Annotated in this window: 19 protein-coding genes; 6 read left to right on the forward strand and 13 right to left on the reverse strand. The window is 69.7% G+C overall.

Going from position 1 to position 21,747, the window contains the following annotated elements; genetic code table 11:
- Positions 1-41 precede the first annotated feature (41 nt).
- On the reverse strand, positions 42-392 hold the full coding sequence (locus tag ABEA43_RS01440; protein ID WP_345557787.1) for a cupin domain-containing protein: 351 nt from the start codon (positions 390-392) through the stop codon (positions 42-44).
- A 62-nt stretch (positions 393-454) separates the two neighbouring features.
- Complete coding sequence (locus tag ABEA43_RS01445) at positions 455-1,090, reverse strand: AMIN-like domain-containing (lipo)protein (protein WP_345557789.1); 636 nt, start codon at positions 1,088-1,090, stop codon at positions 455-457.
- Positions 1,091-1,215: 125 nt separating this feature from the next.
- On the opposite strand from ABEA43_RS01445, the gene ABEA43_RS01450 reads away from it, so the two are divergent.
- Positions 1,216-3,009: a hypothetical protein gene (locus ABEA43_RS01450; protein ID WP_345557791.1), complete on the forward strand. Its 1,794-nt coding sequence runs from the start codon at positions 1,216-1,218 to the stop codon at positions 3,007-3,009.
- A gap of 58 nt (positions 3,010-3,067) precedes the next feature.
- Here the strand turns inward: ABEA43_RS01450 and ABEA43_RS01455 are convergent, their stop codons facing one another.
- Positions 3,068-4,426: an MFS transporter gene (locus tag ABEA43_RS01455; protein WP_345557793.1), complete on the reverse strand. Its 1,359-nt coding sequence runs from the start codon at positions 4,424-4,426 to the stop codon at positions 3,068-3,070.
- A gap of 135 nt (positions 4,427-4,561) precedes the next feature.
- Here ABEA43_RS01455 and ABEA43_RS01460 point away from each other — a divergent pair, with 135 nt between their 5' ends.
- On the forward strand, positions 4,562-4,957 hold the full coding sequence (locus ABEA43_RS01460) for a MarR family winged helix-turn-helix transcriptional regulator (protein ID WP_345557795.1): 396 nt from the start codon (positions 4,562-4,564) through the stop codon (positions 4,955-4,957).
- An 89-nt stretch (positions 4,958-5,046) separates the two neighbouring features.
- On the opposite strand, the gene ABEA43_RS01465 is transcribed toward ABEA43_RS01460, so the two are convergent.
- From ABEA43_RS01465 to ABEA43_RS01490, 6 genes are all read right to left on the reverse strand, one after another.
- Complete coding sequence (locus ABEA43_RS01465; RefSeq protein WP_345557797.1) at positions 5,047-6,327, reverse strand: thymidine phosphorylase; 1,281 nt, start codon at positions 6,325-6,327, stop codon at positions 5,047-5,049.
- Complete coding sequence (locus ABEA43_RS01470; RefSeq protein WP_345557799.1) at positions 6,327-6,722, reverse strand: cytidine deaminase; 396 nt, start codon at positions 6,720-6,722, stop codon at positions 6,327-6,329. Before ABEA43_RS01470 ends, ABEA43_RS01465 begins: the two co-directional genes overlap by 1 nt.
- Positions 6,719-7,999 carry an ABC transporter permease gene (locus ABEA43_RS01475; RefSeq protein ID WP_345557801.1) on the reverse strand — a complete coding sequence of 427 codons (1,281 nt, stop codon included), beginning with the start codon at positions 7,997-7,999 and terminating at the stop codon, positions 6,719-6,721. Before ABEA43_RS01475 ends, ABEA43_RS01470 begins: the two co-directional genes overlap by 4 nt.
- Positions 7,996-9,135 (reverse strand): ABC transporter permease, encoded by a 1,140-nt coding sequence (locus ABEA43_RS01480; RefSeq protein WP_345557803.1) that lies wholly within the window; start codon positions 9,133-9,135, stop codon positions 7,996-7,998. The genes ABEA43_RS01475 and ABEA43_RS01480 overlap by 4 nt, the downstream gene beginning before the upstream one ends.
- Positions 9,135-10,745 carry an ABC transporter ATP-binding protein gene (locus ABEA43_RS01485; protein ID WP_345557805.1) on the reverse strand — a complete coding sequence of 537 codons (1,611 nt, stop codon included), beginning with the start codon at positions 10,743-10,745 and terminating at the stop codon, positions 9,135-9,137. Before ABEA43_RS01485 ends, ABEA43_RS01480 begins: the two co-directional genes overlap by 1 nt.
- Before the next feature lie 87 nt (positions 10,746-10,832).
- Positions 10,833-11,900 carry a BMP family lipoprotein gene (locus ABEA43_RS01490; RefSeq protein WP_345557807.1) on the reverse strand — a complete coding sequence of 356 codons (1,068 nt, stop codon included), beginning with the start codon at positions 11,898-11,900 and terminating at the stop codon, positions 10,833-10,835.
- Positions 11,901-12,188: 288 nt separating this feature from the next.
- Between ABEA43_RS01490 and ABEA43_RS01495 the strand changes: the two genes are divergently transcribed.
- Positions 12,189-14,069 (forward strand): Xaa-Pro dipeptidyl-peptidase, encoded by a 1,881-nt coding sequence (locus ABEA43_RS01495; protein WP_345557809.1) that lies wholly within the window; start codon positions 12,189-12,191, stop codon positions 14,067-14,069.
- A gap of 191 nt (positions 14,070-14,260) precedes the next feature.
- Here ABEA43_RS01495 and ABEA43_RS01500 read toward each other — a convergent pair whose 3' ends face one another.
- On the reverse strand, positions 14,261-15,484 hold the full coding sequence (locus ABEA43_RS01500) for a M20 family metallopeptidase (protein ID WP_345557811.1): 1,224 nt from the start codon (positions 15,482-15,484) through the stop codon (positions 14,261-14,263).
- Between the two features lie 539 nt (positions 15,485-16,023).
- On the opposite strand from ABEA43_RS01500, the gene ABEA43_RS01505 reads away from it, so the two are divergent.
- Positions 16,024-17,376, forward strand: a complete 1,353-nt coding sequence (locus ABEA43_RS01505; RefSeq protein ID WP_345557813.1) for a peptide ligase PGM1-related protein — start codon at positions 16,024-16,026, stop codon at positions 17,374-17,376.
- Here ABEA43_RS01505 and ABEA43_RS01510 read toward each other — a convergent pair.
- Complete coding sequence (locus tag ABEA43_RS01510) at positions 17,348-17,572, reverse strand: SCO4848 family membrane protein (protein WP_345557815.1); 225 nt, start codon at positions 17,570-17,572, stop codon at positions 17,348-17,350. The two genes, ABEA43_RS01505 and ABEA43_RS01510, sit on opposite strands and share 29 nt — an antisense overlap.
- A gap of 98 nt (positions 17,573-17,670) precedes the next feature.
- Between ABEA43_RS01510 and ABEA43_RS01515 the strand changes: the two genes are divergently transcribed.
- The gene (locus tag ABEA43_RS01515; RefSeq protein WP_345557817.1) at positions 17,671-18,771 is read left to right on the forward strand and encodes a D-alanyl-D-alanine carboxypeptidase family protein; all 1,101 of its coding nucleotides are present in this window, start codon (positions 17,671-17,673) and stop codon (positions 18,769-18,771) included.
- On the opposite strand, the gene ABEA43_RS01520 is transcribed toward ABEA43_RS01515, so the two are convergent.
- Together ABEA43_RS01520 and ABEA43_RS01525 are read right to left on the reverse strand one after the other, a co-directional pair.
- Positions 18,760-19,713, reverse strand: a complete 954-nt coding sequence (locus ABEA43_RS01520; RefSeq protein ID WP_345557819.1) for a YihY/virulence factor BrkB family protein — start codon at positions 19,711-19,713, stop codon at positions 18,760-18,762. The two genes, ABEA43_RS01515 and ABEA43_RS01520, sit on opposite strands and share 12 nt — an antisense overlap.
- Before the next feature lie 47 nt (positions 19,714-19,760).
- The gene (locus ABEA43_RS01525) at positions 19,761-21,044 is read right to left on the reverse strand and encodes an amidohydrolase family protein (protein ID WP_345557821.1); all 1,284 of its coding nucleotides are present in this window, start codon (positions 21,042-21,044) and stop codon (positions 19,761-19,763) included.
- Between the two features lie 61 nt (positions 21,045-21,105).
- Here ABEA43_RS01525 and ABEA43_RS01530 point away from each other — a divergent pair, with 61 nt between their 5' ends.
- A complete protein-coding gene (locus ABEA43_RS01530) occupies positions 21,106-21,615 on the forward strand; it encodes a MarR family winged helix-turn-helix transcriptional regulator (RefSeq protein WP_345557823.1) in 510 nt (169 codons plus the stop codon).
- The last annotated feature ends 132 nt before the right edge of the window (positions 21,616-21,747 follow it).

Here is a 21,747-nt window from a genome sequence, read left to right on the forward strand (position 1 = left end):
TGGCCATGATATGAGCAGCGCCCGCTCTCCAGGGCACCGATTCAGTCGCGCCCGGCCGCGTCCGGGGCGAAGGCGGGCAGGCACACGGCGATGTACTCGGCGCCTTCCGGCCCCACGCGGTAGCGGACCTTCTCCCCCGGCTCGGTCACCAGGGACTGGCCGGCCGCGACCTCAGTGACGCCCTCGGCGTGCTCCACGATCACGGTGCCGCGCAGGACCACGGTGTACTCGGTGAACGACGGCGTCTGCGCCGGCTCCTCCCAGCCCGGCGGCGCGGTCATGTGGGCGATCGAGATCGCCTCGTCGCCGCTGCTGACACGTCCGACGTGCTCGTCGATGAGCTTGCCGCCGGGTACGGGGATACGGGCCGGGCCCTCGATCTTCCTCACCACGCGCTCAGGCTAACGTCTCCGCCGCGCCGGCAGGTGAGTGGGCCGCGCCGATATCAAGCGATTCAGTGGGCCACGTCGATGATCAGGCGGCTCGGCCCGCCCTTCTCCTGGACCTGGAATCCGGCCTGCTTGGCCAGCACGAGCCCGATGCCGACGCGGCCCTCGAAATCGCCCGTCCTGACGATGTCGGTGAGGTTGGTGAGGTTCGCCGGGTAGATCGGGCCGCCGCTCCAGGAGGGCACGCCTTCGTCGTCGTGGGCGTTCGCCGGGAAGAGCGTGAGCTGCAGGTATGCGCCGCCGTGGACGTCGATGGGCTTGCCCGAGGCATCCTCCACGAACGCGTCGACCCACTTGACGCTGTATCCCGGCACGCCGCCCTTGAGATCGACGACCAGGCGGTCGTACGTCTCGTGGGCCCCGTAACGCACGGCCGTCACCATGGCGGGCTCGACGCCGTCCCGCTCGACGTCCACCTCGGTGGTGCTGGTCGGGGTGTCGGGGTCGGACGTGGCCCGGCCGGCGGTCGGCCCGGCGGTGGAGTCTGCGGTGGAGTCTGCGGTGGAGTCGTCGGCGGCCGGGGTCTCGGGCAGGGCGGTCTGCGGGGCCGTACCGCAAGCGGTCAGTACGGCGAGGCAGGCGAGCAGGGCGACGGCGCGGGAGCGCGACGACCGGACGCCATGCGGGGATGACGAGCGCATGCCCGGTAGATGCCCAGCCCACAGGCCTGCAAGCGGTGCCACGGCCGATCGGTGCCCCCGTTTACCGGGCCTTCCGCGAAACCGGGGCTCCCTCTACCCTTATCAACCCACAAGGAGTCATATACGTGATCAAATCAAACGAGTTACCGACTTTTCTGGCTAACTACGGACCTTCGTTCGCCCGGACCGCGTACCTGCTGACGGGCGACGCGGAGCAGGCGCGAGACCTCGCGACCAACGCGCTGGTCACGGTCTGCCGCCGCTGGTCCTCGGTGCGCTGGAGCCAGCCGGCCGGGACCGTCCTGCGCGAGCTGTACCGGCGCTACCTGGGCGTACGGGTGCCGCCGGCGACCGGCGAGCACCCGCTGGCCGCGCTGCGACCCAGGGCTCGGGCGGCCGTCGTGGCGCAGTTCCACGACGGGCTGCCGGCTCAGCAGGCGGCGGCGGTCACCGGCCTGTGGATCGCCGTGCTGACGCAGGAGACGCAGCAGGCCCGTACAGACCTTAGAGCGGCCCGCCCCGACCTCTTCCCCGCCCCGACCACGCCCGAGCCACAAGAGGACCCCACAGCAACCCCGGCAGACCCGACAGAAGCCCCGCCCCAGACAGAAGCCCCGCACCCGGCGGAAAGCGCGGACCCGGGAGAAGACGCAGACCCGACGGACGACGCAGCCCCGGCCCAATGGGCGGCGCCCTGGGGGTCCCCCGGCGTCGCGCCCAGAGCGGCCGACGCCCCGTGGACGGTCCCCGCCGCATCCTGGGACGCGCAGGACCCGGCCGCCGACGACCCCGGCCTGCGCGCCGCCCTGATCCGTGTCGCGGCCGGCATGCCGCACGTCCACCTCTCCGAGCCCGTGCTGAGCCGCATCACCAGGCGCCGCCGGATCCGCGCGCTCACGTGGACGGCCGCGTCCCTGGGTGCGCTGGGCGCCCTCGTGGCGATGACCACGCTCGGCCTGGACGCCCTGGCCCGCAACGTCGAACGCGCGACCGCTGAGCGCACCCCAGGACTCGACTACACGCCGACACCGCAACGGCTCCCCGACGCGCTGCCGGCCAAGCTGAGCGACCCCGTCAGCCACGCGAACCTGAACTACTGCGAGGAGAGCGGCGACTCGAACGACCCGCCGCCCTGCGGCCAGTGGCGGCTGACGACCGCGTCGGGCGAGGAATGGCGGCTGCAGGGCGCCCGCGCGGGCTACGACAAGGGCAACGGCTCCACCCTGCCCCTCGCGATCAGCCAGGACGGCCACCGCCTGGCCTACCGGGACACCACGGGCGCGTACGTCGTCCGCGACCTGCCCACCGGCCGGGTCAAGACGATCGGCGTACAGGACCGCCCGGTGGACCCGCACCTCACGACGTCGCCCAACGGCCGGTTCTTCGCCGTCGACTTCGGCGTCTCCGACGGCGCGACGCTCGACTTCGAGACGGGCGTGACCCACTACGACCACGGCGAGGCGGTCCGGATCCTGGCCGTGCGCGACGACGGCTCGCGGCTGGTCACCGAGCAGGAGGACGTGGACGACGTCCCCGGCCATGCCTCCATCACCACCATCCGCCTGGGCAAGCCGGGCACCGTGGAGGGCGCCTTCCGGATCGACCCCGGGCTCGTCGAGTACGGCGGCGCGCTCTCCCCCGACGGCCACACGCTGGCCCTGGTGACGCAGGACTCCAAGGTCATCACCATGGACGCCCGCACCGGCCGCGTCACCGGCAAACGCACGGCGCTCGAAGACTACGAAGTGCTCGCGGTCGAGCGCTGGATCAGTGAAGACGAGGTCCTGATCCGCCAGTGGGACGACGAGTACGTCTTCCTGACCAAGGTCGACGTGCGTTCGGGCGCCACCGGCGAGATCGCGGAAGAGCTGTCGGAGTCGCTCGAATACGACTCCCCGCTCGGCGCGCTGAGCGACTGAGACGGCCGACGCGAAAGGGACCCCGCCCGGGCGGCGGGGTCCCTTCGCGTTCAGGTGCTCAGACGGTCTCGTAGACCGGCACGCTCTCCTTCTCGGTGGCCACGGCCTTGCGCGTGCGCCACCCCGCGGCGGAGATGGCCAGCCCGACCAGGGCCAGGACCAGCGACACCACGATGGCCGCACGCAACGCGCCGATCGAGAGCGTCTCGCCGCCCGAGGTGAGCACGGCGGTCACGACGGCGAGCACGATCGCGCCACCCACCTGGCCCGAGGTGTTGAGCAGCCCCGAGGCCAGCCCCTGCTCGTCGTCGTCCACGCCGTTGGTGGCCTGGATGTTCAGCGAGGGGAACGACAGCGCGAACGCGATGCCCAGCAGGATCATGCCGGGGATCACCATGCCGCCCAGGCTCGGCGTGCGGTCGATGCCGAGGAAGATCGCGTATCCGCCGGCGAGGGCGGCCGCGCCGATGACGATCAGCTTGCCGGTGCCGAACCTGTCGGCGAAGTCGCCCATCTTGGTCGAGGTGACCGCGACGAGCAGGCCTGCGGGCAGGAACGCCATGGCGGTGCCCAGGGCCGACCAGCCCAGGAGGTTCTGGAAGTACTGCATGGCCACGAACTGGAACGAGACGTACGAGCCCATCAGGATCAGCAGCCCCAGGTTGGCCCGCACGATGGAGCCGGAGCGCAGGATGCCGAGCCGTACCAGCGGGTGCTTGATCCGCAGCTCCGTGAAGACGAACAGGCCGAGCAGCACCGCCACGCCTGCCAGCGAGCCGATCGTCTGCAGCGAGGCCCAGCCGGCCTCGGGCGCCTGCACGACGGTGAACACCAGCAGCAGCATGGACGCGGTGATCAGCACGGCGCCGACGAGGTCGTGGCCGCCCTCGGCCCGGTCCTCGGCGCCACGCGGGAGCAGCTTCAGCGCGGCGACCAGCGCGATGATCGCGACGGGCACCGGCATCAGCAGCGTCCACCGCCAGCCGATCTCCGTCAGCAGGCCGGACAGGACGAGGCCGAGCGAGTAACCGCTGGCGCCACAGGCGGTGAAGATGCTCAACGCCTTGTTGCGCTCAGGTCCTTCGGGAAAGGTCGTCGTGATGATCGACAAGGCCGCCGGTGCGGTGAACGCCGCGGCCACACCCTTGACGAACCGGGCCGCGATCAGCAGCCCGCCGTCGTCCACGACACCACCGAGCAACGACGCCACGGCGAAAACACCCAGCGCGACCAGGAACACCCTGCGTCGCCCGAGCAAGTCGGCGGTCCTGCCCCCGAGCAACAGAAGACCGCCATAACCGAGCACGTAGCCGCTGACCACCCACTGCAGGGAAGAAGTGCTCAGGCCCAGGTCGTGCTGGATGGCCGGCAGGGCGACACCGACCATCGAGACGTCCAGGGCGTCAAGGAATATCACTGCACAGAGCACGGCGAGCGCGCCCCAACGGGATGAGGAAGAGGACATGAGACTGGAGACTACATGCATCCGCATCTAATGCAAACGCATTTAATGCTGTTGCATGAGTTTTAGCGAAGTGGTAACCTCCGCGACATGGACGAGGAGTTCGTGGTCGAGACCTGGCACTACGTCCTGGCCAAACATGCCAAGGCCATGTGCGCGCTGGAGCGCGAGCTGGGCGATCGGCACGGGCTGGGGCCCAGCGAGTTCGAGGTGCTGGATCGGATCGTCCATCACGACAGAAAGCTGCGCATCCAGGAGCTCTGTGACGAGGTCCATCTGAGTCAGAGCGCCCTGTCCCGGGTGGTGGCGCGCCTGGAGAAGGCCACGCTGGTCTCACGCGGCGTCTGCGACGCGGACCGCAGGGGCGTGTTCGTGTGCATCACCGACGAGGGCCGCGCCCGCCACGCGGAGGCCCTCCCCACTCAGCGAGCGGTCCTCGCCGGCATCTTCACCGAAGCCGAAGCCCCCGCCGCCCTCTCCCGCTGAGAGCCCGCTCCACCGCTTCCCCAAAGCGACCGCCAGGGGCCACCGCTTCCCCAAAAGGACCTCAGCGCAGGCCGGCGCGAAAGCGACCGCTACGAGGCCGTGATCCGGTCGATCACCAGCGGAAGCTGCTCCGCGCGTGCCGTCCCGACCGCATACCCGCCCTCCAACGCCTCCAGAGCCCGCCCGAACCGGGCCGTCTCATCGGCGTGCAGCGTCAGCAGAGGCTGTCCCTCGCGCACCAGATCCCCCGGCTTGGCGTGCAGCACGACGCCCGCCCCGAACGACACCGGGTCCTCCTTGCGCGCCCGCCCGGCCCCCAGCCGCCACGCTGCCAGCCCCACCGCGTAAGCGTCCAGCCTGGTCAGCATCCCGGACGACGGCGCTTCGACGGTCATCGTCTCGGCCGCCCGAGGCAGCAGCGCGTCGGGGTCCCCGCCCTGCGCGGAGACCATGCGCCGCCAGGCGTCCATGGCCGACCCGTCCTCCAGCGCCTTGGCCGGATCCTTGGCCGCGGAGACTCCTGCGGCCTCCAGCATCTCCCGCGCGAGCCGTACGGTCAGCTCCACCACGTCGGCGGGCCCGCCGCCGGCCAGCACCTCGACGGACTCGGCGACCTCCAGCGCGTTGCCCACGGCCCGCCCCAGCGGCCGGTCCATGGCCGTCATCAGCGCCACCGTGCGCACGCCCGCGTCCGTGCCGAGCGCGACCATGGTCTCGGCCAGCTCCCTGGCCGTCTCAGGCGTCTTCATGAACGCCCCGGAGCCCACCTTCACGTCGAGGACGAGCGAGCCCGTCCCCTCGGCGATCTTCTTGGACATGATCGACGACGCGATCAGCGGGATCGACTCGACGGTGCCGGTGACGTCCCGCAGGGCGTACAGCTTCTTGTCGGCCGGGGCCAGGCCGGAGCCGGCGGCGCAGACGACCGCGCCCGCCGTGCGCAGGACGTCCAGCATCTCGTCGTTGGACAGCGAGGCCCGCCACCCGGGGATCGACTCCAGCTTGTCGAGCGTGCCCCCGGTGTGGCCGAGGCCGCGGCCCGAGAGCTGCGGCACGTACGCCCCGCACGCCGCCACCAGCGGCGCCAGCGGCAGCGTGATCTTGTCGCCGACCCCGCCGGTGGAGTGCTTGTCGGCGGTGGGCCGGTCGAGCGCGGACCAGTCCATGCGCTCGCCCGAGCGGATCATGGCCTGGGTCCAGGAGGCGATCTCGCGCCGGTCCATGCCGTTCAGCAGGATGGCCATGGCCAGCGCGGACATCTGCTCGTCGGCCACCTCGCCGCGGGTGTAGGCGTCGATCACCCAGTCGATCTGGGCGGTCGTCAGCTCGCCTCCGTCCCGCTTGGCGCGGATGATCTCGATCGCGTCCATCACAGGCTCTTGCTGAGGTCTTGGGGCCCGAACGCGTAGGGGAGGATGTCGGCCATCCGCTTGGGCCCGTCCACGGTCTCGACCAGCAGGTCCTCGCCGCCGAACTCGTACAGGAGCTGCCGGCAGCGCCCGCACGGCATCAGCAGCTCGCCGTGGCCGTCCACGCAGGTGAAGGCCACCAGCCGGCCGCCGCCCGAGAGCTGCAGCGCCGACACCAGGCCGCACTCCGCGCACAGCCCCACGCCGTAGGAGGCATTCTCGACGTTGCAGCCGGTGACGATCCGCCCGTCGTCGACGAGCGCCGCCGCGCCCACGGGGAACTTGGAGTACGGCGCGTACGCGTGGTGCATGGCGTCCACCGCCTCGTTCCGCAGGCCGTCCCAGTCGATGTTCAATGTTGTTCCCCTCGGCGGTAGCGCACTCCGTCCGCCGCGGGCATCCGCAGGTTCTGCGAGGCCACCAGCAGGACCAGCAGCGTCAGGACGTGCGGCGTGATGAAGACGAATTCGTTCGGCAGCTTGTCCACGGTGAGCCAGAGCCACACCAGCACCACCGCGCCGACCGCGGCGCCGGCCATCAGGGTGTATTCCCTGGAGGCCCGGGTGACGAGCTCGGCGGGCTGGTTCGAGCCCAGCATCCCACGCATCTTGACGCCGATGTAGATGAGCAGCAGCACCGCGCCGAACAGGAAGAACGACGTCACCGCCCCGGAGTTGCGCTGCTGCAGGCCGTCGGCGTAGCCGAACAGCGCGGCACCCGCGGCGAGCCCGCCAGGCCGCCAGTTCCCGAAGATCATCGCGGCCAGGCCGATGAACCCGCGGCCCGTCGTCTGACCTTCGACGTACTTGCTGGTGATGAAGACCAGGAACACGCCGCCGAGCCCGGCGAAGGCGCCCGAGATGACGACCGCGACGTACTTGATCCGCAGGACGTTCACGCCCAGTGACTCCGCCGCCCACGGGTTCTCGCCCGCCGAGCGCAGCCGCAGCCCGAAGGCCGTGTACCAGAGCACGAAGAACGTCAATGGCAGCATCAGGACGGCCACGATGACCAGCACGTTCACGTCGTGCGTGAGCCCGCGCAGGATGCCGGCCAGGTCGGAGAGGAGGAAGATGTGGGTGTTCTCCAGCATGCCGAGCAGGTCGGGCCCCGAGGACAGCAGGGGCAGGCTCGCCTCCGGCGCCTGCGAGGACATCCCCGGCGAGGTGGTCAGGCCCGCGCCCGCGGCGGCCGCGGAGGTGCCCTCCTTGTAGAAGGTCTCCGACAGGAAGCGGGTGATGCCGGGGCCGAGCAGGTTGATGGCGACGCCGCTGATGATGTGGTCGACGCCGAACGACACGGTCGCGATCGCGTGCAGCAGCCCGCCCAGCGCACCGGCGATCAGCCCCGCGAGCAGCGCGGCCATGAAGCCCCACTGGTATCCGGCCCAGCCGGCGAACCAGGTGCCGAGCACCATCATGCCTTCGAGACCGATGTTCACCACGCCGGCCCGCTCCGCCCAGAGCCCGCCGAGCCCGGCCAGCCCGATCGGCACGGCCAGCCCCAGGGCGGCGGCGAAGGTGCCGGACGAGGTGATGTCGTCGTAGCCGGTCACGATCCGGATCAGCGACATGAGCAGGATCAGTACGGCGAAGCCGATGAGGGCCAGGTGATACTTGCTGAGCCTCGTCATGCCCCCACCTCAACCGGAGTGTTCCTGCCGAGCTGCCTGGCCGCGTAGCGCTCCTCGCGCCGCACCGCGATCCGGCCGGTGATCTCGTTGGCGATGACCACCAGCAGCACGATCGTCCCTTGCATGATCACGATGACGGAGGACGGCAGGCCGGCGATCTGCAGCGGCCCCTGCGCCCGGTCGAGGAAGCCGAACAGGAGCGCGGCGATCGCGATGCCGACCGGCTTGTTCCGCCCGAGCAGCGCGACCGCGATGCCCAGGTAGCCCAGCCCCGGGGTGAAGCCGGAGTTGAAGGCGTGCTTGTCGCCGAGGATCTCCGGCAGCCCGATCAGTCCCGCGATGGCGCCGGAGAGCACCATCGCCGAGATGACCATCTTCTTCGCGTTGACGCCCGAGGCCACGGCGGCCGTCGCGTTCAGGCCGCTCGCCTTGATGTCGAAGCCGAACCGGGTGCGCTCCAGCACCACCCAGAGCACCACGCCGAGCACGACCGCGACGAGCAGGAAACCCCAGAGCCCGCCGCCGCGCGGGGCCGGCAGGCCGAACGCCCCGAAGATCCAGTTGAGGTTGGGGAACCACGCCGACTGGGGCAGCGTCTGCGTCGTGTTGGCGAGCTGGCCTTCGGCGCGCTGGCCCGCGAACGGGCCGCGGACCAGGAAGGAGGCGATGTTGATCGCGATGAAGTTCAGCATGATGGTCGAGATGACCTCGCTGACCCCTCTGCCGGTCTTCATCAGCGCGGGGATCAGCGCGTAGAGGCCGCCGACCACCATCGCCACCAGGATGATGACGGTGATCTGCAGCCAGGACGGCCCGACGAAGACGGTGCCGACGTACGCGGCGCAGATCGCCGCCAGGCGGTACTGGCCCTCGACGCCGATGTTGAAGAGGTTCATCCGGAAGCCGACGGCCACCGCGAGCCCGGCGATGAACAGCGGGACGGCCCGGTTGATCATGGCGGCCAGGCCGGTGGCCAGCGTCCGGTCGGTGGCGCCGAAGTTGAAGAACGCGGCGAAGGCGTCACCCGGGCTGGCGCCCGCGGCGATGATCGCCACACTGGAGATCGCGATGGCCAGGACGATCGCGGCGACGGCGCCGGCGAAGGTCAGCAGCGCGCGATAGAGCCCCGCGGGCATCACGTCTCCTCAGTGCCGGCGATGGCGCCGGTCATGTATCCGCCCAGCTGCTCGGGCGTGACGTCGGAAGGGTCGAGCCCGGCCACGAGCCGTCCCCGGTAGATCACCCGCAGCGTGTCGGACAGGCCGATCAGCTCGTCCAGGTCCGCGGAGATGAGCAGCACGGCCAGCCCCGCCGCCCTGGCGTTGCGCAGGTGGTCCCAGATGGCGGCCTGCGCGCCGACGTCCACGCCGCGCGTGGGGTGCGCGGCGATGAGGAACTTGGGCTCGCCGCTCATCTCCCTGCCGACGATCAGCTTCTGCTGGTTGCCGCCGGACAGGGCCAGGGCGAGGGTGTCGATGCCGGGCGTGCGCACGTCGTAGTCCTTGACGATGCGCTCGGTGTCGGCCTTCGCGGCCCGCCGGTTGATGAAGATGCCGCTCTTGGACGGCCGCCTGGTCTGGTGGCCCAGCACCCGGTTCTCCCAGAGTGAGCCCTCCAGCAGCAGTCCTTGACGGTGCCGGTCCTCGGGGACGTAGCCGATGCCGGACTCCCTGCGCCGCAACGTGGACCAGGAGCTGATGTCGGCGCCGTTCAGCTCGATGCCGCCGATCGCGGGACGCAGGCCCATGATGGCCTCGATCAGCTCGCTCTGGCCGTTGCCCTCGACGCCGGCGACACCGAGGATCTCGCCCTCGTGGATGTCGAACGACACGTCGTCGAGCAGCAGCCGCCGGCCTTCCGCGCGCAGCGTCCCGGCGTAGCCCTCGGCGGAGACGCCCTTGGGCAGGACGGTCCTGTGGCCTTCCGCGTCCATGGTCAGGTGCGAGACCCGCACCGCGACCTTCTCGGTCACCGTGGACTCGCGGGTCTCCGGCGTGGGCAGCTCGCTGCCCACCATCAGCTCGGCCAGCCGGCGCGCGGTCACCTCGCTCGGGCTCACGCTCGCGACCGTGGTGCCGCGCCTGATCACGGTGATCGCGTCGGCGATGTCGAGCACCTCGTCGAGCTTGTGCGAGATGAAGATGACGGTCAGGCCCTCGGACTTGAGCTCGCGCAGGTTCTGGAAGAGCTCTTCGACCTCCTGCGGTACGAGCACGGCCGTCGGCTCGTCGAGGATCAGGATCCGGGCGCCGCGATAGAGCACCTTGAGGATCTCCACGCGCTGGCGGTCGCCGACGCCGAGGTCCTCCACCCGCCTGTCGGGGTCGACCCGCAGGCCGTGGGCGCCGGCCAGGTCGGTGATGCGTCTCCTGGCGGCGGATATGTCGAGAAAGCCGACGTTCTTCGGCTCCGCCCCGAGGATGATGTTCTCCAGGACGGTGAAGTTGTCGGCCAGCATGAAGTGCTGGTGGACCATGCCGATGCCGACGCCGATGGCGTCACTCGGCGTGCGGAAGCTGACCTCCGCACCGTTGACCTTGATCGTGCCCTCGTCCGGCTTCTGCATGCCGTAGAGGATCTTCATGAGGGTGGACTTGCCGGCGCCGTTCTCCCCGACGATGGCGTGCACCGTGCCGGGTTCGACGGTGATGCGGATGTCGTGGTTCGCGACGACGCCGGGGAAACGCTTGGTGATGCCCTCCAGCTCTACGGCGGGTTTCGCCGTGGCCAGGGTGTCAGCACTCATGTCGCCTCTCCAGAGAGCGGGAGCGGGGGTAGACGGAAGGCCCGAAGTCTGGGACTCCGGGCCCTCAGCTGTCACTCCTACCCCGAATTACGGCTTGGACGGAACGGTGATCTTGCCGTCCACGATGTCCTTCTTCGCCGCGTCGAGCTTGTCCTTCAGGTCGTCGATCTCGCCGCCCGTGGTCGCCAGGCCCACGCCGTCGACCTTGAGGTCGTAGACGACGTTGTTGCCGCCCTTGGCGCCGCCCTGGAAGGCCTTGACGAACTCGAACACGCCGACGTCGACGCGCTTGAGCATGGAGGTCATGATGACCGGCTGCAGCTTGGCGTCCTTGATGGTCTCGCGCTGGTCGGAGTCGACGCCGATGGCCTTCTTGCCGGCCGCGGCGGCCGCCTGGAACACGCCGGTGCCGGAGTCGCCGGCCGCGTGGTAGACGATCTCCGCGCCGTCCTGGAACATCTTGTCGGCCGCGACCTTGCCCTTGTCGGGCGCCTTGAAGCCGATCGCGGGGTCGGCGGAGATGTACGCGACGTCGATCTTCGCGTCCTTCTTGACCGACTTGACGCCGGCCACGAAGCCCGCCTCGAACTTCTTGATCAGGTCCATCTCGACACCGCCGACGAAGCCGACGTGGCCGTTCTTGGCCTTGTTCGCGGCGACGACGCCCGCCAGGTAGGAGCCCTGCTCCTCGGCGAACTGCAGTCCGGTGACGTTCGGGCCGCTGGAGAGCGAGTCCACGACGGCGAACTGGATCTCGGGGTACTCGGCGGCGACCGTCTTGATGTCGTTGTCGTAGAGGAAGCCCACGCCGATGACGGGGTTGTAACCGGCGTCGGCGAGCTGACGGAGCAGCTCACCCCGATTGGAGCCGTCGGACGACGGGCTCAGGTCCTTGATCTCCGCGCCGAGGTCGGTCTTCGCCTTCTCCAGGCCGACGTAAGCCGCGTCGTTGAACGACTTGTCGCCGCGCCCGCCGACGTCGAACGCCAGGCCGACCTTGAGCGCGCTCTTCGGAGCCTCGCTGCTCGCGCCGGCGCTGCTGGGCGCCTCGCTCGCCGTGGTGCCCCCACCGCTGCCGCCACAGGCGGCGACTGCCATGAGCATGACCCCGGCCACCGAACCGACGGTCATCCTGCTGAATCGCTTGCCGAGCAAGGCGACTCCCTTCCATTTCCCCGCCGCCGAACTTCATCGCAGGCGCGAAGAAACGTACGGCACCTGCACGGAAGATAGTTGCTTGACCAGGGCGAACCAAACCGGCACACAGTGTCGCAACCGCTCCGTTATCGACATCAGTCGCGTCCGTGACCTGAATCGCGATTCAGGCACTCGACACGAGCTTGGAAAGTTTTGCCCAACTTTGGCATGCGATCACCTCTTGCCGAAGACCGGATCTTGGCAGAGATTCCCACCGACGGACGAATCTTCGTATCGGAGCCCCGTATGCAGCCTTGGAAGGCCATAGCCGTACCGCTGGCCGCGCTACTCGTCGCGAGCCTCACCGGTGCCACGCCGGCCTCAGCCGACACCCCCACCATCAAGATCGAGAACAACGCCACCCAGCCGATCTTCTCCCGGGCGGACGCCATCTCCCAGACGGTGTTCGTCGAGGTAGCGGGCACGGACAGCGACAACGACGGCAACCCCGACCGGGTCGCCGTGGACATCCTGCGCCCCAAGGAGACCGACGCGGGACTGAAGGTACCCGTGATCATGGAGGCCAGTCCGTACTACGCGGGCGGCAACGACGTCGCCAACCATCCCGTGGACGTGGACGCGAACGGCAACCCGCTGCCCGCGCTGACCAGAGCCGCGAACAAGCTGGCCGCCGAACCGTTCGACGGCTACTACGACAACTACTTCCTGCCCCGCGGCTACGCCATCGCCCTCGTGGAGAACCTGGGCAGCGGCCGCGCCACCGGCTGCCCGACCTCGGGCGACCGCAACGAGACCGCGGGCCCGAAGGCCGCGATCGACTGGCTGAACGGCCGCGCCAAGGGCTTCGACGCCGCCGGCGACCCGGTCGAGGCCACCTGGTCCACCGGCAAGGTCGGCATGATCGGCGTCTCGTACAACGGCACCCTGCCGAACGCGGTCGCCTCGACCGGCGTCGAGGGCCTGAAGACGATCGTGCCGATCGCCGCGATCTCCAGCTGGTACGACTACTACCGCGCCAACGGCGGCGTCCTGGCCCCCGGCGGCTTCCAGGGCGAGGACCTGGACGTCCTGGCCAAGTACGTGCTGACCAGGCAGAACGGCCAGGAGGTGTGCGGCGCTCTGATGGACACGCTCACCGCCACCCAGGACCGCGTGACCGGCGACTACAGCCCGCTATGGAACGACCGCAACTACCTGAACGACGTGGGCAAGGTCAAGGCGAGCGTCTTCCTGGTGCACGGGCTCAACGACTGGAACGTCAAGACCAAGCAGTTCGCCCAGTGGTGGTACGCCCTGTCCAAGCGGCACGTGCCGCGCAAGATCTGGCTGCACCAGGGCACCCACATGAACCCCTTCAACCTGCGCACGGTCGAATGGCTGCGCCAGTTGCACGGCTGGTTCGACTACTGGCTGCACGGCATCGACACCGGCATCATGCGCGAGCCGCAGGCGGACGTGGAGTTCGCGGCCGGCCAGTGGGCTCAGCACGCGTCGTGGCCGCTGCCCGGATCGGCGACCGTGCCCCTGTATCCCGGCTCCGGCTCGACGCTGGGCCTGCTCCCCCGCCCGCGCGCGGCCGCCGAGTCCTTCGTGGACCAGAAGGTCAGGACCGCCGAGCAGCTCGTGGAGTCGGCAGGGGCCGATCCGAACCGGCTGGCGTACACGACCGGCGCCCTCCCCGCCGACGTCCGGATCTCCGGCACGCCCACGGTGTCGGTGCGGGCTTCCTTGAAGGACGGCGCATCGCCGTACCTGACGGCTTTGCTGGTGGACTACGGCACGGACGTCCGCCCGAACGGCACCCTGCTCTCGACCGGCCAGTCCTACTGCTACGGCCAGGGCATCCCGGGTGACACCGGCTGCACGACCCTCAGGACGCTCGGCACCGCCACCACCCCGTACAAGATCGTCACCAGGGGCTGGCTCGACGTCCGCAACCGCCACCGCCCGGACCGCACCGAGCCCCTGCGCCCGGGCAAGGAGTACACCTTCGCCTGGGACTTCCAGCCGACGGACTACGTCTTCAAGAAGGGCCACCGGCTGGGCCTGGTGCTCATCTCCACCGACTTCGACTACACGCTGCGCTACCCGCCGGGCACCAAGATCACCGTCTCCCCCGCCCGCTCCTCACTCCGCCTCCCGGTAGTCCTCGGCAAACTGCTCTAACCCAACCCCCTCTTCCGAACGGAGGACCTGGGGACCGCACCCCCGCCCCACCCCATCAGAAGACCCCCACCGCACCCCCTGAAAGGACCCCAGCCGGAGGACGGCGGAGGCCAAAGGACCCCAGGCCCGCCACCCCACAAAAAAGACCCCCGCCGGAGTACGGCGGGGGTCGGAGGGGTCAGGGCCCCGGGTCAGGCCATGGCGCTGGTGATCGAGTCGAGCGGCCCCACGTCCCACAACGCGGTCAACGCGGTGGCGGCCATCACCCGCACCCCCATCGAGATCGCCTTCTCATCCACGTCGAACGTCCCCTGATGGATGTCATACGTGAACCCGTCAGGCGACCGAGTCCCCAGCCGGGCGAACGCCCCGGGGATCGACTCGAGGTACCAGGCGAAGTCCTCCCCGCCGAGCGACTGCTGCGTCGGCACCACGGCGCCCGCGCCCAGCGCCCGCTCCGCCGCCTCGGCCAGCATCTCGACGCTGACCTCGTCGTTGACCACCGGCGGCACGCCGCGGGTGTAGTCCATCGTGGCCTCCACGCCATAGGCGCCGGCCACGGACTCGAGCAGGGACTTGATCAGGTCGGGAGCGGCGTGCCAGGCGTTCTCGTCGAGGCAGCGCACGGTGCCCTCGGCGATCCCGTCGTCGGGGATGGCGTTGGCCGCGGATCCGGCCTCGACCTTGCCCCAGACGAGGCTGAGCGACGAGCGCGGGTCCACCCGGCGCGACAGCGCGGCGGGCAGCTCGGTGAGGATCTTGGCCAGCGCGAAGACCAGGTCGGCCGTCAGGTGGGGACGGGCGGTGTGGCCGCCGGGACCGGAGACGCGGACGACGAGCTTGTCGCACGCCGAGGTGATCGGGCCGGACCTGAGCCCGAGCTGGCCGACGTCCACGCGGGGGTCGCAGTGGAGGCCGAAAATGCGGTCCACACCGCTGATGCCACCCTGCGCCATGACTTCGAGCGCGCCGCCGGGCAGCTCCTCCGCGGGCTGGAAGATCAGGCGTACGCGGCCGGGCAGCAGCCCCGCCGCGGCCTGCTGGGCGAGGAAGAGCGAGGTGCCGAGCAGGATCGTGGTGTGCACGTCGTGCCCGCACGCGTGGCAGGCGCCGGCGATCGTCGAGCGGTAGGACGCGTCCTTCTCGTCCTGCAGCGGCAGCGCGTCGATGTCGGCGCGCAGTGCCACGGTCGGACCGTCGCCGCTGCCCACGTCGCAGATGAGGCCGGTGCCACGAGGAAGCACCGAAGGGGTCAGCCCGGCGGCCGTGAGCCGATCGGCGATCCGCTGTGTCGTGCGATATTCGGCGAAGGCAAGCTCTGGATGCATGTGGAGGTCGCGGCGGAATGCCACGAGCTCCGGCTCGATCTCCGCCAGGAACGCGTCGAGTTCCCCCCGCAGCTCACGTCCCCGCATATGTCACCATCCCGTCCCAATGCCGCGGGCCCCAAGATTGCGGCGATCGCGGCGCATGCGCTGTGAATACTCGTCCATCCCGCGTGTGGCCACCCTGGTCGAGCGGCCGCTCGGCGAATCAAAAAACACACCCCCTGGTCGAGGTGCGCGAGTTCGTCAGCACGGGCGTTGCGTTCGTCTGTCGCGAGTGCCGCTGCAGCCTGGGTGGCACGGCGGTCGGCCGTGAAGCCCGATGGCGATGCTTCGACTTTATCGCTCTCGCGCGACTTCTCGCCGACAGATACACCAAAAGCTAGCCGACGGCCTGCCCGAAACCGCAGGTGGTCACGGTACGTGAACGGCCCCATGATCCGGAAATAGTCACAAGGGATCATTAGATAGTGACCCGATGTCGCCACTTCCAAACGTGGTCAGCGATTCCGAATCCTGTCACCTTCCGTCATGGTCATGACACTCCGGCGATGGCTGCATTTGAGAAAAATGCGTGTTTCACTCACTATATGATCACTAATATCCCGTTCGGGGAGAAGCATGCTGGATTGAGCATCTTCAAGCCGAGCGAGGGGACCCTGGTGGTCGTACCCTCGCTCTCCCTGCCGCAGGACGAGCTCCGTCGCATCACAGCGGCCAGATCGTACGAGGAGCGGTTGCTTTTTCTGCTCCTCACGCTCCGGGAACCCGGGGTCAAGGTGATCTACCTCTCCTCCGCGCCGATCGATCCGGACATCATCGACTACTACTTCGCGTTCCTGCCCGATCCGGATGATGCGGCCAAGCGTCTCACCTTGATCAGCCTCGACGACCCGTGGTCCCAGCCGCTGACCCAAACCCTGCTCTCTCGTCCCGACGCGATCGAGCAACTACGCAGCGCCATCGACGGTGACTCCTGGCTCGTCCCCTTCGTCCTCAGCGAGCTCGAAGAGGAGCTGGCTTCGCTACTCAACGTTCCCATCTACGGTCCGGCCACCTCCTTGGCCTATTACGGCTCCAAGAGCGGCTCCCGCGAGGTCGGCCACGAGGCCGGCGTGCCCATGGCGCGCGGCTTCAGCGACGTTCGGTCGGTCGTCGAGATCGAGGAGGCGATCGAGGCCCTGCCGGGTGAGCGGGTGATCGTCAAGCTGAACGACGGGTATTCGGGATTGGGCAACGCGATCGTCTCGAAGGCCGACAGATCGCTGATCAGCTTCTCGGCGGCCGGTGAGACCTGGAGCAGCTTCACCACGAAGATCAGGGGCCGGGGGGCTGTGGTCGAGGAGTTCATCGAACATCGCCCGCTCTACTACCCGAGCGCGCTGGCCCAAATCACGCCCGGCGGCGAGGCCCAGGTGCTCGCCACGCACGACCAGGTGCTCGGCGGCGCCAACAACCACGTCTACCAGGGCTGCACGTTCCCCGCGGCGCCCGAGTACCGGGCCGAGGTGGGCGCATCGGCCGCGCGGATCGCGGAGATCCTCGCCGGGCGCGGGGTGGTCGGGCTGTTCGGGATGGACTTCTTCGCGCTGAAGGCCGACGGAGGCTACGCGGCGCTGCTGTGCGAGATCAACCTGCGCATCGGCGGCACCACGCACCCGTTCGGCGCGGCGGTGCTGACGACCGGGGCCACGTACGACCTGGGCACCGGCCTGCTCATGGCCGGCGACCAGCCCAAGTTCTACACCGCGACCGACAACTGCGCCTCCTCCTGCCTGCGGGGACGCACCCCCGGCGAGGTCATGCGCGCGGCCGGCCGGATGGGCGTCGGGTTCGACGCGGAACGGCGTACCGGCAACGTGTTCCACCTGCTCGGAGCCGTCCCCGAGTACGGCAAGCTGGGCTTCACCACGATCGGCGACTCCCGCGAAGAGGCGGACGAGCTGCACGCGCTCACCCGGCGTCTCCTCTGCGGCCCTTGACGGAAGCGCCGCGGAGGCCTCGCCAGCCGATGACCCCCAGGACGACGGCGAGGACGATGTTGACCGCGATCAGGATGCCGTGCACCACGTAGAAGGCGGTCGGATGACCGTCGGCCAAGTTAAACCCCAGGTTGACCCACTCGAAAATCATGAACGCGCCGAGGATGATGAGGAATCCGGCGATCTTTCGTGACATGCCCATCTCTCTAGTATCGAAGGTGGATCTTCGGGGGATGTGTCGCCACATGGACATTCACCCGGAGCTACGCTGAGACCGCCATGTGGACGAAAATCGTGCCAGTCACGGCACTCATCGCCTCGGTCTCGCTCACTGGCGGGACCGCATATGCCGCACCGACGACGCCGGTCGGCGGCGAGGCGCTGGGCAGCCGCGGCCTGGTCGCACCTGCGGGCGTCAAGAAGCCGCCCAAGACCAAGGCTACTTCCTACGTCGTCGCGGACGCGGACACCGGCCAGGTGCTGGCGGCCAAGGACGCCCACGGGCGCTACCTGCCCGCCAGCACGCTGAAGACGCTGACCGCGCTCACGCTCATCCCGAAGCTGGACAAGAACCGCAAGATCCGGCCGAGCAGGAACGCCTGCAACCAGGAGGGCACCGCGGTCGGCCTCTCGGTCAAGGCCACGTACAAGATCGACGACCTGTTCAAGGCGCTGATGATGTCGTCGGGCAACGACGCGGCGATGGCCCTCGCCGAGACGAACGGCGGCCTCGCGCAGACCATGAGTGACATGAACGCCGAGGCCAAGCGGCTGCAGGCGAACGACACCGTGGCCAAGACGCCCAGCGGCCTGGACAAGCCCGGCCAGAGCAGCTCGGCCTACGACCTGGCGCTCATCGCGCGGGCCGGCCTGGCCAACCCCGAGTTCAAGCGCTACATCAGCACGAAGACGTCCACCTTCCCGGCGCCCAAGGGCCACTACGAGATCAGCAACCACAACAAGCTGCTCTGGCGCTACAAGGGCATGGTCGGCGTCAAGAACGGCTGGACCTCGAAGGCGCTGGGCAGCTTCGTCGGCGCGGCCACCCGGGGCGGGCACACGATCGTGGTGAGCGTCATGCGGCACGAGGGCTACTTCTGGGAGGAAGTGGCCGATCTGCTCGACTGGGGCTTCTCGGTCAGGGGCAACGCCACGCCGGTCGGTCAGCTCGTGGACCCGCTGCCCGACGCGCAGGCCGCTCCCCAGCCAGGGGCGTCGGCGCCGGCCACGCAGGTCACCCCGGCCGCCCAGCCGCCGTTGCTGGACACCGCCGCCAAGAAGCAGACCGACTCCAGCAAGACGGTCGGCATGGTGGTGATCGGCGGCGGGCTGCTGTTCGGGCTGATCTGGCTCGGCTACGGGATCCGCCGCAGGCGCGGCAGGTCACGCCTCTGACGTCCGGCCGCCGGGCACGTCCGTGTCCAGGGGAACCGGTGTGGGGGCCGGCGGCGGGCAGATCCCGGCGGTGTCCGTCCAGGCGGCGACGAAGAGGATGAGCCGGGCCGAGAAGTTGATCCAGACCAGCAGGCCGACGATGACGGCGAACGTTCCGTAGATCGGGTTGCCCAGGGTCGTCCCGAGCAGCAGCGTGGCCACCTGCTTGAGCAGCCCGAACCCGATCGCGCCGAGCAGCGCCCCCCTGGCCGTCATCCGGAACGGCTGCGTCGGCCTGGCCACCCAGCCGAGCAGGATCAGGAACAGCAGCCAGTCGGCCGCCACGCTCAGCACCAGCCCCAGGATCCTGATCCCCAGGTTGGCCGCCGGGGAGCTGTCGCCGAACACCGTGTCCATGACCTTGTCCGTGGCCGTGGTGGCGAATCCCGCGACCAGCACGGACGTGAGCATTGTGACCCCGATCATGACGGTCGAGGCCAGGTCGCGCAGCTTGCCCAGGAAGAAGTTGAGCGGCGGCGTGGTCGTCATCGACATCTCGCGCAGCGCCCCGCGCAGCGCGTCCATCGCGCCGAGCCCGGCGTAGAGCAGGCCGAGCAGGCCGATGATCCCGGCGGCCGCCTTGGCCTCGCCGATGGCCTTGAAGTCGATCTGCGCGCCGATGCCCGGCAGCCGCTCGGTGATCGCCTGCGCCATCGCGTTCCTGGCGGCCTCGCTGGTCGCCACCACGAACCCGAGCACCGCGTACGACAGCGCCACCAGGGGGAAGAAGGACAGGAAGGCGAAGTACGTGACCGCGCCCGCCAGCCGGTCGCCCCACTGGCCCTCGTAGCGCTGGACCGCCCTGATCAGATGATCGATCCACAGCCTGCGCACCCGCAAGGCGGCCACCTTGCCGCGGCCCCAGGCCTTCACCGACTCGATCCGCTGCGCCACACTCGCCATCCGCACCCACTCCCCGGGAATGCCCTACCCCCGAGCCAGGGCGATGATCACGCGCGCGTCAGCGTATCCGCCGATTCCGCCAGCGCCGCGAGGACCGTCGCCAGGTCGTGGTGGAGCAACTGCCCACCACGCTTGACGACACGCCCCCCGACCATGACCGTTTCCACCGTACTGGTGTCGGCGTTCAGCACGACGGCGCCGATCGGGTCGTGGGCCGCCGCCATGCCGAGCGTGTCGGTGCGCAGCATCACCAGGTCGGCCTGCTTGCCCGGCCGCAGCGAGCCGACGACGTCGCCCAGCCCGAGCACCTCCGCGCCTTCGATGGTGGCCATCCGCAGCGCGTCACGCGTGCTGAAGCCCAGCCCCGCGCCGCCGGGACGGCCGCGTTCGAGCAGGTGGGCGGTCCGCATCTGGCTGAACATGTCGCCCGGCGCGCACACCACGGTGTCGGCGCTGAGCCCCGTCGGGATCCCCGCCGCCCTGGCGCGGCCGGTGGTCGGGTAGCCGAGGGCCAGGTTCATCTCGTCCACGGGAGAGACCGAGACGCTGCCGCCGGCCGCGGCGATGCGCTTGAACTGCTCGTCGGTGTAGTGCAGCGCGTGCACGAAGGTGGTGGGGGTGCCGAGCAGGCCGTTCGACTCCAGGAACGCCAGGCCGCGCTCGGCGCTCTCGCTCCCGTGCCCGCCCAGGTGCGCGGTCACCGGCAGGCCGAGCTCCGCGGCCAGGCGCCACTCCTCCAGCGCGCGCTCCTCTCCGGCGATCTCGGGGCCCAGCGCGGCGAGGACCATCGTGACCAGGCCGCCGGAGGCGCCGAAGAGCTGCTCGTGTACGCGCCTGGTCTCGTTCGCGAGCCCGCCCTCCGCGCCGCCGTAGCAGTAGCCGAACACGCCCCTGATGCCGGAGTCGCGCAGCGCCCGCACGGCGGAGTCGGTGTGGCCGGGGGTGAACTGGATGTGGGACCAGTCGAGCAGGGTGGTGATGCCCGCGTCGAGGCATTCCAGCGCGCCGGCCAGGTTGCCCGCGTAGACGTCCGCGGCCTGGTAGCGGGGGGCGAGCTCGCCGAGGATCCGGCTCAGGTAGCCGGGGAAGGTGATGTCGGGCGTGACCGCCCTGATGCCGGCCTGCCAGGTGTGCCGGTGGGTGTCGACGAACCCGGGCAGCACGAGGCGGCCGGTGGCGTCGATCACCTCCACGCCCGGGCCCACAGTCAGGTTGGGGCCTACTTCGGCGATGACGCCGTCCTCGATCCGCACGTCCGCCGGCCCCAGCACGACGGGCTCCGGCTCGGTGTCGATGACGATGCCGTTCTTGATCAGAGTGGTGGTTGCCATGCCTAAAAGCTTAACGAGAAGCTTTTAGAAAAGCAATCGGCTGATCGGTATTCTCGATGGGGTGAAACCGGATGAGGTCGACGCGATGGTGCCCCGCTGGGTGGAGGCGGAGCTGTCGCCGTCGCTCATCGCCACGCTGGAGCTGGGCAAACGGCTGACGCGGCTGCACCAGCAGTTCGACCAGGCGGTCAAGGCCGAGCTGGCGGAGCTGGGGCTGACCTATGCCGAGTTCGACGTGCTGGCCGCGCTCAACAGGGCGGAGCCGCCGACGTACCGGCTGCGGCCGAGCGAGCTGTCGAAGGCGCTGTTCCTCACCTCGGGCGGCATCAGCAACGTGCTCCAGCGGCTCACCGCGGCCGGCTACGTGGAGCGCGAGGCCAACTCCGGCGACGCGCGCAGCCGCTGGGTCCAGTTGACGGACGAGGGGCGGCGCATGGCGGTGGCCGGGCTGGAGGCGGCGGCCAGGGGCTACGAGGAGGTGGCGGGCGGGGTGCCCGAGGAGACCCTGCGGGCGGCGGCGGACACGCTGCGCGAGGTGATGTCGCACACGAGCCGCCGCCGTTTCCGCTAGCCCGGGACTGTCGCCACCGGCGCCGGACCGGTACGGCTAGCCCCGGACTGGCGCCACCGGCCCTTGACCGGTGCCGCCGGCCCTTGACCGGTGCCGCCAGCCCTGGGCCGGTGCCGCTAGCCCTGGGCCGGT

The organism is Nonomuraea rosea (assembly GCF_039539705.1).
GTDB classification, from domain to species: Bacteria; Actinomycetota; Actinomycetes; order Streptosporangiales; family Streptosporangiaceae; genus Nonomuraea; species Nonomuraea rosea.

Coding starts and splice junctions, on each gene's coding strand:
- ABEA43_RS01460 (WP_345557795.1), top strand. CDS start 4,562: ATGGACGAGGAGTTCGTGGTCGAGACCTGGCACTACGTCCTGGCCAAA.
- ABEA43_RS01465 (WP_345557797.1), bottom strand. CDS start 6,327: ATGGACGCGATCGAGATCATCCGCGCCAAGCGGGACGGAGGCGAGCTG.
- ABEA43_RS01525 (WP_345557821.1), bottom strand. CDS start 21,044: ATGGCAACCACCACTCTGATCAAGAACGGCATCGTCATCGACACCGAG.
- ABEA43_RS01480 (WP_345557803.1), bottom strand. CDS start 9,135: ATGCCCGCGGGGCTCTATCGCGCGCTGCTGACCTTCGCCGGCGCCGTC.
- ABEA43_RS01475 (WP_345557801.1), bottom strand. CDS start 7,999: ATGACGAGGCTCAGCAAGTATCACCTGGCCCTCATCGGCTTCGCCGTA.
- ABEA43_RS01495 (WP_345557809.1), top strand. CDS start 12,189: ATGCAGCCTTGGAAGGCCATAGCCGTACCGCTGGCCGCGCTACTCGTC.
- ABEA43_RS01485 (WP_345557805.1), bottom strand. CDS start 10,745: ATGAGTGCTGACACCCTGGCCACGGCGAAACCCGCCGTAGAGCTGGAG.
- ABEA43_RS01445 (WP_345557789.1), bottom strand. CDS start 1,090: ATGCGCTCGTCATCCCCGCATGGCGTCCGGTCGTCGCGCTCCCGCGCC.
- ABEA43_RS01510 (WP_345557815.1), bottom strand. CDS start 17,572: ATGTCACGAAAGATCGCCGGATTCCTCATCATCCTCGGCGCGTTCATG.
- ABEA43_RS01500 (WP_345557811.1), bottom strand. CDS start 15,484: ATGCGGGGACGTGAGCTGCGGGGGGAACTCGACGCGTTCCTGGCGGAG.
- ABEA43_RS01520 (WP_345557819.1), bottom strand. CDS start 19,713: ATGGCGAGTGTGGCGCAGCGGATCGAGTCGGTGAAGGCCTGGGGCCGC.